This window comes from Mesorhizobium sp. WSM4810, assembly GCF_055811235.1.
The window spans coordinates 113,750-127,892 of the sequence record NZ_JBVVQV010000005.1; the positions used below are offsets into that span (position 1 = coordinate 113,750).

Below are 14,143 nucleotides of genomic sequence, written 5' to 3' on the forward strand. Positions count from 1 at the left end.
ATTCAGGTGATGCCGGCCTGCGAACAGCGGATTCCTGCGCTTCTCACGGACCTGAAAGTCCGCTCCGTTCCGGTTCTCGGAACCCACCTAGTCTGGTCGCTTCGCGCCCGTCTTCGACTCCGGCTCGGCCTGACCTGAATCTCAACATACCCTAAGCCGCAGCGCGCTCCGCGCCGAGGACAATCCAGCCGCGGTCGTCGACGGTGACGCCGATCCCGTCATAACCGGCGATCGCAGCATGCGGCGTTTGCAACGGATGCTGGTGCGTGGCGCTGATCACCACGACGGTGGCTCCCGCGGCCTCGGCCGCCGCTATCCCGGCGGGCGCATCTTCGAAAACGAGGCAGTCGCGCGCGTCGACGCCCAGCCGCACGGCCGCCAGCCGGAAGCAATCCGGCGCCGGCTTGCCGCGGGAAACGTCCTCGGCCGCGACAAGGGTGGCGGGAAGCGGGATGCCGGCGGCCGCGATGCGCAGCAGAGCCAGCTCGCGCGGCGCCGAAGTGACGATTGCCCAGCGCTCGGGTGGCAGCGACGCCAGAAACGCCGCGGCGCCGGCGATTGGAAGGATGCCGTCGATATCGGCCACCTCGGCCTGCAGAAGCGCATCGGCTTCACGCATCGGGTCAACGCCTGGAAGCGCCAGCCGAGCGATGGTCTCGATCGCCCGCACGCCGTGGATCGTTGGCAGGAATGCGGCAACGTCGAGATCTTGCCGGCGTGCCCAGTCTGCCCAGACCCTTTCTGCCGCGGCAATCGAATTGACCACCGTGCCGTCCATATCGAACAGCAAGGCTGCGAATTTTCTGCCTGCGAACATCTGCTATCCCAAGTTGTTTCGGAAGGAACCAAAGCCTGTCGATCGACCGTAACGTCGCACCGGCGGCATGGGAAGGCACGAGATCGCCTTTTTCGACAGGCCAGGGAACCACGGCCGGCCATCTCGCGTTAATTAAATCGTCTTCCACGACACTCACAAGAGGGGAACCGCAATGCTGATTCGGCTCGGCTACGAAATCGCCATCGACTGTGCTGAATCCACCCCGGTGATTTCGCTGCTCGAGATCCACAAGCAGCGCCAGGCCGACATCAAGCGGCAAACGCGCGTGCTGACCTCGCCTTCCGTCCCAACCAGGCTCTATCACGATCTTTATGGCAACACCTGCCGCCGCTTCACCGCGCCTGGCGGAGGCTTTCGCATTCTTTACGACGCCGTCGTCGAGGACAGCGGCGAGACCGACGAGGTCAACACGCTGGCCAGGGAAGTGCCGGTGGCGGAGTTGCCCGACGAGGTGCTGTGTTATCTGCTCGGCAGTCGCTATTGCGAAACCGATCATCTCAGCGATCTGGCCTGGCAGGTTTTCGGGCCTGTTCCATCCGGCTGGGCCCGGGTGCAGGCGATCGTCGACTATGTCCACAACCGTCTGTCGTTCGGCTACGGCTATGCGCGCCCGACCCGCACGGCGGCGCAGGCGCATGAGGAGCGCGTCGGCGTCTGCCGCGACTTCGCTCATCTGGCGATCACGCTCTGCCGCTGCATGAACATCCCAGCCCGCTACGTGAACGGTTATCTCGGCGACATCGGCGTGCCGGTCGACCCGGCACCGATGGATTTTTCGGCGTGGCTGGAAGTGTTCCTCGACGGCAAGTGGTACACGTTCGACCCCCGCCACAACATGCCGAGGATCGGCCGCGTCGTCATCGCGCGCGGCCGCGACGCGACCGACGTGCCGCTGCTGCACAGTTTCGGCCCGCACCGGCTCAGCCTGTTCAAGGTCTGGACCTACGAGCAGGAAAGCAATCTGTTCAACCCGCCTCATCGCGGGGTCGACAGGACGGCCAGCGCGCAGATGCTGACATAGCGGCGCAGCGCGTCCAGCGCGTCCGGCTGTTACGATCATCGGGCTGTCCTACGGATATGATGCGCCTGATCCGCTTCGGCACAGACCCTCTGTGCCGGATCGGGATCGGGCTGTTGTGCTCCACGGCAGACGTCGGGATTATGGTAAGCGCTTGGTAAACGAAACTGCCGCAGCGGCTTGTCGTTTACCAGTTGTTTACATTGCCGCATTTCGAAACCAAGCAAAAACAATAGTTTGACGATGAGCCGCCGGCTTTTGCTGCGATGACGACGCCGTCCGGCCGGAATCCTGCAATGCGGCCCTCACACGGCTCGAGTCGTGGCGAATGGAGGCGAGCATGCGGCGTTTTGGGGGTCTTGTTCACGCAATCGGCGGCTTTGCCGGAGATCGAAGCGGAAATTTAGCGGTTCTGTTCGGCATGGTCGCGTCGGTGCTGGCGCTTGGCGTCGGCTTTGCCGTCAATGTTTCGCAGCTCTACAACACCAAATCGAGCTTGCAAGGCGTGGTCGATGCGGCGGTGACCTCGACGGCACGCGACCTGACCACCGGCGTCATCAACGAGGCCGACGCCAACAAGTCGGTGCAGGCGTTTCTCGATGCCAACAGCCGAGCGGGCATGCTGCAGGCTGATCGGATCGTCCTGGACAAATTGACCATCGACAAAATCGCCAAGACGGTTCAGGCGGAGATCCATGTCGATCTTGGCCTCTATTTTCCAATCTTCGGCATGGGCGACATGAAGCGCATTGCCGCATCGACGACGGCAGTCTATTCGGACAAGACGATCGAAGTGGCGATGATGCTCGACGTCACAGGTTCAATGGCCGGCCAGAAAATAATCGACCTGAGGACGGCCGCAGCGAACGCGGTCGACAGCTTCCTGGGCGGTCAGGACCCCGCCAACCCCCGAGTGCGAGTCTCCATCGTGCCCTACGCCAACTCGGTGAATGCCGGCGCGCTTGCCGGCAGCAGCGTCTACGTCGAAGCCTCGACCAGCCAGCGCAAGCAGGCGCCCGGCAATGGCGCTATACAGTATGTCTCCGGCTTAACGCGTCCGGACAATTGCGCCACCGAGCGCAAGGGCACCTATCAATATTCGGATGTAGGTCCCGACATCAGCATGATCAATCGCGATTACCTGTTGTCGTTCTTCGCCTGGCCGACCGGCACGGCTGCCTGCCCGGTCGCCGCGTTGAAGCCGCTGACGGCGGACGCCGTGGCGCTCAAGAACGTCATCAAGAACTTTGTCGCATCGGGCGGCACCGCGGGCCATATCGGCGTGCAGTGGACCTGGTACATGCTTTCGGAAAACTGGGGCAGTGTGATGAACGCGTCGCAGCGACCGGCCAAGGCGGATCCGAAAAAGGTCGCCAAAATCGCGATCCTGATGACCGACGGCGAGTTCAACCTGTCCTATTTCGATGCCAGCACTGTCGGTGAGGTCTACAATGATGCCGGCAAGGAACCGACCCGCACGGCAGCCAAGACGCTCTGTACCGCCATGCGCGACAAGGGCATCGAAATCTTCACCATCGGTTTCGATCTCAACGAGGAGAATGCCCAGGCGACACTGCAGAATTGCGCGAGCCCGGATACCGGCAAGATCAAGCACTTCTATCAGGCCGCGAACGGGACGGAGCTCAACCAGGCTTTCCAGGATATAGCGCGCAACATCGAAAGCCTGGCATTGACCAAATAGAGGGCATTGACCAGGCAGGATCCGGACAAGGAAAAGGCCGCCGCTTCTTTCGAAGCCGGCGGCCTTCCGTGTTTCCGTCCATGGCGCGGCTCATGGCAGCGACGTGACTTAAAGTGCTGGAGCGTCCTTTGCGCATCCAAAGGACGCGCGGCGCTCCAGGCGTCGCCAGCCGCGCATCTCGCGCCTTAACGGGAAGACTGCTTCCCGAAAGTGCAATCCGCTGAGGCCACGTTCTGGAAAACGAAATCACTCGACATCGGATCACCTCCTTTCGATTTGTTGAACACGCCCTCATGATGGGGTGTCGATCTGCAAATGGCAAGGCGCCATCGTGAAAATGCGGTGCGCGTTTGCCGCTAACTGCTTGCGGCTATCCGATCGGACAGGCAATGTCGCTGCCGGACCGCCAGGGGCTGAGCAGGAGGAACGCGGATGGAGGCAGCCGAGAGAGCCGCACGGATCGTTCGAACGGTTATCGAGACGTTGAAGCCGGGTTTCGCGGTCAAGCTGTGGAACGGCGAGCGGATCGGCCCCGCCACCGGCCCCGTGGTCACCATCAACGACCAGGACATCGTCTGGCAGGTGATGCGGCGGCCCAACCTCTCGACGCTGATCGAAATGTGGATTTCCAAGACCATCGACGTGGAAGACGGGTCGCTGTTCGATTTCTACGCTCTGCCTGCGCAGGGCAAGCTCAGGGCGAAGCTCAAGTCGTTGCCCAAGCTCGCGGTCCTGCGCGACCTGCCAGCCGTGCTGTTTTCGCGAAAACAGATGACGGCGCGGACCGACCTTTCCGGGCGCAACCCCTTCGTCAGCGGGTCGAACAGGCAGGCAATCCAGCACCACTACGACATCTCGAACGCCTTCTACCGGCTCTTCCTCGACGAACGCATGGTCTATAGCTGCGGCTATTTCACCGATTTCGCCAATGGCATCGACCAGTCGCAGAAGGACAAGCTCGATCATATCTGCCGCAAGCTGCGGCTGAAGCCCGGCGAAAGGCTGCTCGACATCGGCTGCGGCTGGGGAGCCATGCTCATCCATGCCGCGAAAAATTACGGCGTCGTCGGCCATGGCGTCTCGCTGTCGGAAGCCCAGACCCAGCTCGCCCGCGAGCGCATCCGTGCTGAGGGACTGGAGGATCGCATCACCATCGAGATAAAGTCCTATGCCGAGCTGTCCGGCTCCTTCGACAAGATCTCGTCGATCGGGATGTTCGAGCATCTGGGGCTGGCCAACCACGCCGCCTATTTCTCGACCATTCGTCGCCTGCTCAAGCCGGGCGGCATCTATCTGCATCACGCCATCACCCGGCGCGACAAGGGCAGCATCAAGAAGACCTTGCGCAAGGGCCCGGAATTCAAAGCGCTGATCAAATACATCTTTCCCGGCGGCGAACTCGACACGATCGGCATGACGCTCGGCAATCTCGAAGCGCACGGCTTTCTTGTCTACGATGTCGAGAATTTGCGCGAGCACTATGCCCGCACTTGCCGTCTGTGGGCCGAGCGCCTCCACGCACGCTTCGACGAAGCGATCGCCGAGGTCGGCGAAGCCAAGGCGCGCCTCTGGCTGCTTTATCTCACCGGCTGTTCGATCACTTTCGAACGCGCCTCGGCACAGATTTTCCAGACCGTCGTCACCAAGCGCGCGCGGGGCCCGAGCGGACTGCCACCGACACGGGCGGACCTTTATCGGTAGAGCGGGAGCGAGCCGATCTCATCCGATCGGGTTTCCGCCGACCGTTGATCGAATGTTTTTTATGCCCGCTTGTTCTGCCGGTTGGCGACGAGGTCGTCGACGACCGCCGGGTCGGCCAGCGTCGAGGTATCGCCGAGCGCGGCAAAATCGTCCTCTGCGATCTTGCGCAGGATGCGCCGCATGATCTTGCCCGAGCGGGTTTTCGGCAGGCCGGGAGCGAACTGGATTTTGTCGGGCGTGGCGATGGCGCCGATGTCCTTGCGGACATGGGCGACGAGTTCCTTGCGCAACTCTTCGTCCGGCTTCTCCCCGGCCATCAATGTGACGTAGCAGTAGATGCCCTGGCCCTTGATGTCGTGCGGATAGCCGACGACGGCGGCTTCCGAGACCTTCTCGTGCGAAACCAGCGCGGATTCGACCTCGGCCGTGCCCATGCGGTGACCGGAAACATTGATGACGTCGTCGACGCGGCCGGTGATCCAGTAGTAGCCGTCGGCGTCGCGCCGGCAGCCGTCGCCGGTAAAATACTTGCCCTTGTAGGTGGAAAAATAGGTCTGCACGAAGCGCTCGTGGTCGCCATAGACAGTGCGCATCTGGCCCGGCCACGAATCGGTGATGCAGAGGTTGCCGCTTGCAACACCTTCCAGCACCTTGCCGTCGCTGTCGACAAGTTGCGGCTTGACGCCGAAGAACGGCCGCGTCGCGGACCCTGCCTTCAGGTCAGTGGCACCGGGCAGCGGCGTGATCAGGATGCCGCCAGTCTCGGTCTGCCACCAGGTGTCGACGATCGGCACCTTGCCGTTGCCGACGACGTTGAAATACCACTCCCAGGCTTCCGGGTTGATCGGCTCGCCGACCGTGCCGAGCACGCGCAGCGATTTGCGCGAGGTTTTGGTGACATGGGCGTCGCCGGCACCCATCAGCGCGCGCAAAGCCGTCGGCGCGGTGTAGAAGATGTTGACCTTGTGCTTGTCGATGACCTCCCAGAAGCGGGATTGCGACGGATAGTTCGGCACGCCTTCGAACATCAGCGTGGTCGCGCCGTTGGCGAGCGGCCCGTAGACGATATAGCTGTGGCCGGTGACCCAGCCGACATCGGCGGTGCACCAGTAGATGTCGCCGTCGTGGTAGTCGAAGACATATTGGTGGGTCATCGAGACATAGACGAGATAGCCGGCGGTGGTGTGCAGCACGCCCTTCGGCTTGCCCGTCGAGCCCGATGTGTAAAGGATGAACAGCGGGTCCTCTGCCTTCATCTTCTCCGGCTTGCAATCCGCCTCAACTGTCGCGATCTCGTCATGGTACCAGACGTCGCGCCCCGGAGCCCAACCAACCTTGGCGCCGGTGCGGCGCACGACCACGACCTTGTTGACCATCACGAAGTTCTTCGCGGCGATGTCGATCGCCTTGTCCGTGTTCTCCTTCAAGGGAATGGACTTGCCGCCGCGCAGGCCTTCATCGGCGGTGATGACGAAAGTCGATTCGCAGTCGACGATGCGGCCGGCCAGCGCGTCCGGCGAAAAGCCGCCAAAGACCACCGAATGGATGGCGCCGATCCGCGTGCAGGCGAGCATCGCATAGGCGGCTTCCGGGATCATCGGCATGTAGATGGTGACGCGGTCGCCTTTCCTAACGCCGTGCTTCTTCATCACATTGGCGAGCCGGCAGACATGCCTGTAGAGCTCGTTATAGGTGATCTTCCTGTCGTCGTAGGGATTGTCGCCTTCCCAGATGATGGCGGTCTGGTCGCCACGCTTCTTCAGATGCCGATCAATGCAGTTCCACGAAACATTGGTCTCGCCATCCTCGAACCATTTGATCGAGACCTTGCCGTCGAAGGAGGTGTTCTTGACCTTGCTGTAGGGCTTGAACCAGTCGATGCGCTTGCCGTGTTTGCCCCAGAACTTGTCCGGGTTCTTCACGCTGTCGGCGTACCATTTCAAATAGGTGTCATTATCGATCAGCGCATTCTTCTTCCACGCCGGCTGGACGCGATGGACATGAACCTCGGACATATCTTTGCCTTCCTCCCGAAACCAGGCCGCCCGGCTTGCTCGCCGAGCGGCATCGCGGCGAAGCGGCCGCGAATTCGCGCGCATTATTAACAGTTCCGCGGTGACGGCAACATTAGACGTTGGATTCGCGCGGCGGGATGCCGCAGAGGTCGTTTTCACCACTATCAGCACTCGACCACGATCGCTGCTAACTGCATGTTTTTGGGTCGTAAATCCGGCCTTTAACTACGAAATATCAATAGACGATTAAGCAAATAGCGCGCACAATTTCAAATTGGGAGGAAAGGAGAATCAACCAGGGGACCGCGATGCGCGACCATTCCGAAATGGACCTGATGCTCAAGGGCTACGGCTTGACCACGGCCAAGATCCTTTATCATTTTCCCGATCACCCGCATCTGCTGCAGAGCTTCATCTGGCAGGACTACGACATCGCTCCGAAATTTCCGGCGCTGATCCGGTTCATCGAATTCTGGCAGACCAAGCTCGATGGTCCGCTGCATTCGGTGAGCTATACGCACCAGAAGCTGATCGCGCCCAATGAGTGGCGGAAGCTCGATGGCGAGTTCGTGCTGCATTAGTGTAACGGCGCAGGATGTCAGCTTGCAGTTGTATGGCTGTTGAGATCCGCGTTTTACGGCGCCCCCCTCTGTCCTGCCCTCTTTGCCAAAACTTGGCATTTCCCTCACAAGGGGGGAGATCGGATGTTGCAGCGGCTTTCGCTCCAACGTGGTGAAAGAGTGGCACGGTCAGCGAAGCTGCCGATCTCCCCCCTTGTGGGGGAGATGTCCGGCAGGATAGAAGGGGGCGCTGTCCCGCGGCCTGGCGGCCCGCGCGCATTAAACCGCAGGCTGGCTCAGCCGGGCAAAACCCTCCTGCCGGCGATACGGAAAATACGGATAGGCTGCGGTCACCGCGCTTGCTGCGTCGAGCGTCTTGATCTGGTCTGATGTCAATGACCAACCGACGGCACCAAGATTCTGGCGCAGCTGTTCCTCGGTGCGCGCGCCGATAATGACAGAGGCGACGGTCGGCCGCTGCAGCAACCAGTTGATGGCAATCTGCGGCACGGTCTTGCCGGTTTCCCTGGCCACGGCTTCGAGCGCATCGACAACCCTGTAGAGCAGCTCGTCTTCGACCGGCGGCCCGAAGCTTGCGGTGTCGTGCAGCCGGCTTTTTTCCGGCAGTGGCTCGCCGCGGCGGATCTTGCCGGTCAGGCGGCCCCAGCCGAGCGGGCTCCACACCAGCGCGCCAACGCCCTGGTCGAGGCCGAGCGGCATCAACTCCCATTCATAGTCGCGCCCGACCAGCGAATAGTAGACCTGATGGGCGACGTAGCGCGGGTAGCCGTGCTTGTCCGCCAGCCCGAGCGATTTCATCACTTGCCAGCCGGAAAAGTTGGAGACGCCGACATAGCGCAGCTTGCCGGCGCGCACGAGACTGTCCAGCGTCGACAGCACCTCCTCGATCGGCGTTGCGGCGTCGAAAGCATGCAGCTGCAGCAGGTCGATGTAATCGGTGCCGAGACGCTTGAGCGCGTCCTCGACCGCGTTGATGAGGCGCGAACGGGAGGACCCGGCATCATTGGGTCCGTCGCCCATCGGCAGCGAGGTCTTGGTCGAAATCAGCACGGCATCGCGGCGGCCCTTGACGGCCGCGCCGAGCACTTCCTCGGAGGCGCCGTTCGAATAGACGTCGGCGGTGTCGAACAGATTGACGCCGGCCTCCAGGCAGATGTCGACCAGCCGCCGCGCTTCCGTCGCATCGCTGTTGCCCCAGGCGCCGAACAGCGGCCCCGAGCCGCCGAAGGTTCCAGCGCCGAACGAGAGCGCCGGAACCTTCAGGCCCGAGGCGCCAAGACGTCGATAATCCATCTTTTTCTCCTGTGATGTCTAAGGGGTTGCTACGAGCGGGCAGATGCCGGTTCTCCAAGCGTCGGGCGATCGAGGCGCAGCGCCAGCCACGCCACGGCGAGCGCCGAGAGCGGCAGCAGGGCGGCGACCCAGGAGACGGCGCCGAGGCCGGGGCCATGCGCGATGACCATGCCGCCGAGCCAGGCGCCGGCGGCGTTGCCGAGGTTGAAGGCGGCGATGTTGAAGGACGAGGCGAGGCTCTGGCCGGCGCCTTCAGCCTTTTCCAGCACCCACATCTGCAGCGGCGCTACGGTGGCGAAGGCGGCGGCGCCGAGCAGGCCGACATGGATGACAGCCATCGCCCGGCTGTGCAGGGCGAAGGTCATCGTGCCGAGCACCAGCGCCAGCACAACGAGACTGCCGAGGACGGAAGGCACCAGCCAGCGGTCGGCGAACTTGCCGCCGGCGAGATTGCCGGCGATGAGGCCGCCGAAGACAAGCAGGATCGGCGACACCGCCGCTTCCGCAAAACCGGTGATCTCGGTCAGGAGGGGGGCGATATAGGTGAAGACGGCGAAGACGCCCGCATAGCCCAGCACGGTGACGGCGAAGCCAAGCAGAACCGGGGCGCGGCCGAGCAGGGCGAGATCGCCGCGCAGGTCGCTCTTTTCCAGCGCTGCCGGGCTGCGCGGCACCAGCAGGAGAATGATGGCGAAGGCGACGATGCCGACCAGGGTTACAGCCCAGAAGGTCGCCCGCCAGTCGAAGGCTTGGCCGAGCCAGGTGCCGAAGGGCACGCCGAGGATGTTGGCGATGGTCAGGCCGGTGAACATCAGGGCGATCGCCGAGGCCTTCCTGTTGGGAGCGACCAGCCCGGTCGCAACCACCGCACCAACGCCGAAGAAGGTGCCGTGGGCGAAGGCGGTGAGCACGCGGGCAGCCATCAGCGTCCAGTAGTCGGGGGCCAGCGCGCAGGCGAGGTTGCCCAGCGTGAAGACCGCCATCAGCGCCAGAAGCACGGTCTTGCGCGGCCAGCGGCCGGTGGCGATCGTCAGCAGCGGCGCGCCGATGACGACGCCCAGCGCATAGCCGGAGATCAACTGGCCGGCGGCCGAGATCGAGACGCCGAGATCGGCGCTGACGTCGAGCAGCAGGCCCATGATGACGAATTCGGTGACACCGATGCCGAACGCACCAGCGGCGAGAGCATAAAGGGCAAGAGGCATTGCGGTTCCCACTCCGATGACAGCAGTTTTGACGACAGGACGCCGTGTCCTCCTGCGCCCCGACCCGGAAGATCGTGTTGCCATGTGCTGTGAACCAGCCTTGCGTCGGGCACATTGTCTGTGAAATAGATTCACGAATGGCGAGGCCTGACATCAACCGCTCCGGCGAGATCGAAGTGTTTGTCCGTGTCGTCGAAGCGGGCAGTTTTTCGGCTGCGGCGCGGATGCTGCGGATGACGCCGTCGGCGGTGAGCAAGCTGATTGCGCGGCTTGAGGCGCGGCTTGGCGCGCGGCTGATCAGCCGTTCGACGCGCAAGCTCCAATTGACTCCAGAAGGCGCGGCCTTCTTCGACAGCGGCGTGCGCATCCTGGCCGACATGGCGGCAGCCGAGCGCGAGGCGGCGGCCGGTGCTGCGCCGCGCGGCCGGCTGCGGGTCAACAGCTACGTGCCGTTCGGGCAGCACCGGCTGATCCCGCTCTTGCCGCGCTTTCTCGAACGCTATCCGGAAATCGCCATCGATCTGGTTTTGACCGACAATGTCATCGACCTGATGGAGGAGCGCGCCGATGTCGCCATCCGCGCCGGGCCGCTCGGCGAATCACGTTTGGTGGCGCGCAAGCTCGGGCAGAGCCGGCTGGTCGTCGTCGCCGCGCCATCGTACATCAGGACGCATGGCGCGCTCCAAACGCCGGCCGATCTCGATCATCACAACCGGATGGGTTTCTGCTTCGTGCGCCATGTCGACGGCTGGCCCTTCGTCGCTGCGGCCGGCGACGCCTTCATCGTCCCGATCACCGGAAACGCGCTGGTCAGCGACGGCGAGGCGATGCGGCTGATGGCGCTTTCGGGCACTGGCATCGCCCGGCTGGCGCGCTGGCATGTCGAGCCCGACATCGCCGCCGGCCGGCTGGTCCCGCTTCTGGAGGACTTCAACCCCGGCGACGAGGAGCTTACCCACGCTGTTTACGTCGGCCAGGGCAAACATTTGCCGGCCCGAGTGCGGGCCTTTCTCGACTTTCTGGTCGAGACGGTCCGGCTGAGCTGAGCCCAAGAAAGATCGGGAGCCCGCCGGCTCCCGAAATCGAAGATGAGATTTACTTCTTCTCCGCAAAGGGCGCCGGACGCCGGCCAGCCGCCTGGCGCTCGAGCATCCAGCCCGGATATTCGGATGGCAGCGCGCTGACTTCGTCGAGACGAGCAAGATCGTCGCTGTCGAGCTTCAACTCGGTGGCGGCAAGGTTCTGTTCGAGCTGCTCCATGCGGCTGGCGCCGATGATCACGCTCATCACGAAAGGCTTGGCCAAGACATAGCCAAGTGCCACCGTGGCGACGCTGACGCCGTGCTTGCCGGCGATCTCGCGCATGACGGCGACCGCCGCCCAGGCGCGGTCTTCATTGACCGGCGGGAAATTGAAGCTGGCGCGGCGGCCCTCGCCATTGCCAGGCGCGCCGGGTCCGTATTTGCCGGAAAGCAGCCCGCCCGCCATCGGCGACCAGACCATCAGCCCAAGCTTCTCCTCGTTGAGCAGCGGCACGATCTCGCGCTCCAGATCGCGGCCGGCGATCGAATAGTAGGACTGGACCGTCTCAAAACGGGCAAAGCCCTTGCGTTCGGCGATGCCCAATGCCTTGGCGATGCGCCAGGCCGCCCAGTTCGAGACGCCGACATAGCGGACCTTACCGCTGGCAACCAGATCGTCGAGCGCCCTTAGCGTCTCGTCGATCGGCGTTACCGCGTCGGTGCCGTGCAGCTGATAGAGATCGATATGGTCCAGTTGCAGCCGTTCGAGACTGCCGTCGACCGAATCTATGATGTGGCCGCGCGAGGAGCCGCGCTGGTTGGGGCCGTCGCCCATGGCGCCATGGACTTTGGTGGCGATGATCACGTCCTGCCGCTCGATGCCGAGATTGCGCAGCGACTGGCCGAGAAGCCGTTCCGATGCGCCGAAGGAATAGACATCGGCCGTGTCGAAGAAATTGATGCCGGCGGCGAGCGAGCGCTGGACGATCCTGTCGACGCCATCCTGGTCGAGGCTGGCGATCAGGCCCCATTGGTTGTTTTGGTCGGCGGCGCCGAAGGTCATGGTGCCGAGACACAGTTCGGAGACAAACATCCCCGTGTTTCCAAGTTGATTGTAACGCATGGTGCGGCTCCGGAAAGTTTTGGAATGACCCGGTCGATATAGGAACGATACGTTTCGTTTCTACTTGTTGGCGTAACGGCCTGGTGGTTCTGGACCAAGCTCCGCGACCGACGATCCGGTGCAACGGGGAACAGGTCAGATTGTCCAAGGATCGAGGACCGTCACCCCGGTATCGTCGAAATCGGCGACGTTGCGCGTAACCAGAATGAGGTCGTGGACAAAAGCTGTGGCGGCAATGAGCGTGTCGGCGCTACCCCGTGTGCGGCCAGCCGAGATGCGACCCCACGACAACGCGACATCTTCAGTAACCGCAAGGATGCGGTCGGCATTGTCCCGCCGAAGCTCTCGCAGCCACAGATCGAGGCGCGTTGCCCGTTCGGGATCGACCTTGCGCAGCTTGACGATCCCGCGTTCGATCTTGCCGAGCGTGATGACGCTGAGATTGACCGAACCCGGATCCACTGAAGCTAGCCAAGCGGTGGGCTTGGACAAGCGTCGTTCCACATCCGAAACGATGTTCGTGTCGAGCAGGTACATCAGAGGTCGATGTCGCGGATCATCGTATCCGAGCGACGGTTGACCTCCTCGGCGAAATCATCATCCCAGACCGGGCCGGTCAGAAGATATTCTGCCAGTGACTTCTTTTTTCCCGACAAGCGGTCATAGTCTTCGGCAGAAAGCACCACGGCCGCGCGCTCGCCACGCAGGGTCACCGTCTGCGGTCCCTCGCTGCGCGCGCGCTGAACCACTTTGGAAAAGTTGTTTTTCGCATCCTGAAGGTGCCAGTTCATCGGTCCTCCTGGCTAGCTTGGCTAGATATATGCCTGACGCGCCCGACTATCAAGGCTGATCGCTAAACTGCCGCTAAAATGCCCGCTAGCGGCTGCCGAAGATCGCCGAGCCGACCCTGATGCTGGTTGCACCGAAGGTGATCGCGGTTTCGTAGTCGCCGGACATGCCCATCGAAAGCGCCTCCACCCCTGCCTCCGTGCCGAGCTTTTCCAGCAGCGCGAAATGCGGGCCGGGATTCTCATCGGCCGGCGGAATGCACATCAGGCCTTCGATGGCGAGGCCATGGACCTCGCGGCAGCGCGTAACGAAGGGTACGGCTTCGCGCGGCTCGATCCCTGCCTTTTGCGGTTCCGAGCCGGTGTTGACCTGAACGTAGAGTTTTGGTGACCGACCTTGCCTGGCGATTTCCTTGGCGAGTTCGGCGGCGATCTTCTCGCGATCGACCGTCTCGATGACGTCGAACAGGGCGACCGCTTCCTTCGCCTTGTTCGATTGCAGCGGACCGATCAGGTGCAACTCGATGTCGGGGAAGGCTTGCTTCAGCGCCGGCCATTTGGCTTGTGCTTCCTGGACGCGGTTCTCGCCGAAGACGCGCTGCCCGGCGTCGATGACCGGGCTGATATCGTCGGCGCTGAAGGTCTTCGAGACCGCGACCAGCGTCACCGCGCCGGCTTGCCGGCCTGCCTCGCGCTCGGCGGCGGCGATCCTCGCCTTGACCGTGAAAAACTGTTCTACGGCGCTCGCCATGCCTATATCCTGACTCTGGTTTTTGTCCTGGCCGGGGCGTCGCAGTTGACGGGTCCGGCAATCCATGGTGAACACCGCGACGACATTTCCTGAGCCGCCGGGCATG

Annotated in this window: 13 protein-coding genes; 5 read left to right on the forward strand and 8 right to left on the reverse strand. The window is 62.8% G+C overall.

From position 1 onward, the window contains the following. Positions 1 to 151 precede the first annotated feature (151 nt). Positions 152 to 817: an HAD-IA family hydrolase gene (locus tag AC0L3O_RS09580; RefSeq protein ID WP_473615453.1), complete on the reverse strand. Its 666-nt coding sequence runs from the start codon at positions 815 to 817 to the stop codon at positions 152 to 154. Between the two features lie 172 nt (positions 818 to 989). On the opposite strand from AC0L3O_RS09580, the gene AC0L3O_RS09585 reads away from it, so the two are divergent. From AC0L3O_RS09585 to AC0L3O_RS09595, 3 genes are all read left to right on the forward strand, one after another. Continuing rightward, positions 990 to 1,859 (forward strand): transglutaminase-like domain-containing protein, encoded by an 870-nt coding sequence (locus AC0L3O_RS09585; RefSeq protein WP_023800101.1) that lies wholly within the window; start codon positions 990 to 992, stop codon positions 1,857 to 1,859. 337 nt (positions 1,860 to 2,196) lie between these two features. Beyond that, on the forward strand, positions 2,197 to 3,558 hold the full coding sequence (locus tag AC0L3O_RS09590) for a pilus assembly protein (protein ID WP_287353338.1): 1,362 nt from the start codon (positions 2,197 to 2,199) through the stop codon (positions 3,556 to 3,558). Positions 3,559 to 3,990: 432 nt separating this feature from the next. After that, positions 3,991 to 5,259: a class I SAM-dependent methyltransferase gene (locus AC0L3O_RS09595; protein ID WP_473615454.1), complete on the forward strand. Its 1,269-nt coding sequence runs from the start codon at positions 3,991 to 3,993 to the stop codon at positions 5,257 to 5,259. 59 nt (positions 5,260 to 5,318) lie between these two features. Here the strand turns inward: AC0L3O_RS09595 and acs are convergent, their stop codons facing one another. Further along, positions 5,319 to 7,274, reverse strand: a complete 1,956-nt coding sequence (acs, locus tag AC0L3O_RS09600; protein WP_473615456.1) for an acetate--CoA ligase — start codon at positions 7,272 to 7,274, stop codon at positions 5,319 to 5,321. Between the two features lie 308 nt (positions 7,275 to 7,582). Between acs and AC0L3O_RS09605 the strand changes: the two genes are divergently transcribed. Further along, positions 7,583 to 7,855, forward strand: a complete 273-nt coding sequence (locus AC0L3O_RS09605) for an usg protein (RefSeq protein ID WP_473615457.1) — start codon at positions 7,583 to 7,585, stop codon at positions 7,853 to 7,855. Between the two features lie 258 nt (positions 7,856 to 8,113). Here AC0L3O_RS09605 and AC0L3O_RS09610 read toward each other — a convergent pair whose 3' ends face one another. Continuing rightward, positions 8,114 to 9,148, reverse strand: coding sequence for an aldo/keto reductase (locus AC0L3O_RS09610; protein ID WP_128168592.1), 1,035 nt, complete (start codon positions 9,146 to 9,148; stop codon positions 8,114 to 8,116). 29 nt (positions 9,149 to 9,177) lie between these two features. Next, entirely contained in the window at positions 9,178 to 10,353 is a 1,176-nt protein-coding gene (locus tag AC0L3O_RS09615) for an MFS transporter (protein ID WP_473615458.1), read from the reverse strand. Positions 10,354 to 10,490: 137 nt separating this feature from the next. Between AC0L3O_RS09615 and AC0L3O_RS09620 the strand changes: the two genes are divergently transcribed. Further along, entirely contained in the window at positions 10,491 to 11,399 is a 909-nt protein-coding gene (locus tag AC0L3O_RS09620) for a LysR family transcriptional regulator (protein WP_023800095.1), read from the forward strand. A 49-nt stretch (positions 11,400 to 11,448) separates the two neighbouring features. Here the strand turns inward: AC0L3O_RS09620 and AC0L3O_RS09625 are convergent, their stop codons facing one another. From AC0L3O_RS09625 to AC0L3O_RS09640, 4 genes are all read right to left on the reverse strand, one after another. Further along, on the reverse strand, positions 11,449 to 12,498 hold the full coding sequence (locus AC0L3O_RS09625; RefSeq protein ID WP_473615459.1) for an aldo/keto reductase: 1,050 nt from the start codon (positions 12,496 to 12,498) through the stop codon (positions 11,449 to 11,451). 135 nt (positions 12,499 to 12,633) lie between these two features. Next, a complete protein-coding gene (locus AC0L3O_RS09630; RefSeq protein ID WP_473615461.1) occupies positions 12,634 to 13,035 on the reverse strand; it encodes a PIN domain-containing protein in 402 nt (133 codons plus the stop codon). Further along, complete coding sequence (locus tag AC0L3O_RS09635) at positions 13,035 to 13,289, reverse strand: type II toxin-antitoxin system Phd/YefM family antitoxin (protein WP_123151235.1); 255 nt, start codon at positions 13,287 to 13,289, stop codon at positions 13,035 to 13,037. The genes AC0L3O_RS09630 and AC0L3O_RS09635 overlap by 1 nt, the downstream gene beginning before the upstream one ends. Positions 13,290 to 13,374: 85 nt before the next feature. After that, positions 13,375 to 14,037: a YggS family pyridoxal phosphate-dependent enzyme gene (locus AC0L3O_RS09640; RefSeq protein ID WP_473615462.1), complete on the reverse strand. Its 663-nt coding sequence runs from the start codon at positions 14,035 to 14,037 to the stop codon at positions 13,375 to 13,377. Between the last annotated feature and the right edge of the window lie 106 nt (positions 14,038 to 14,143).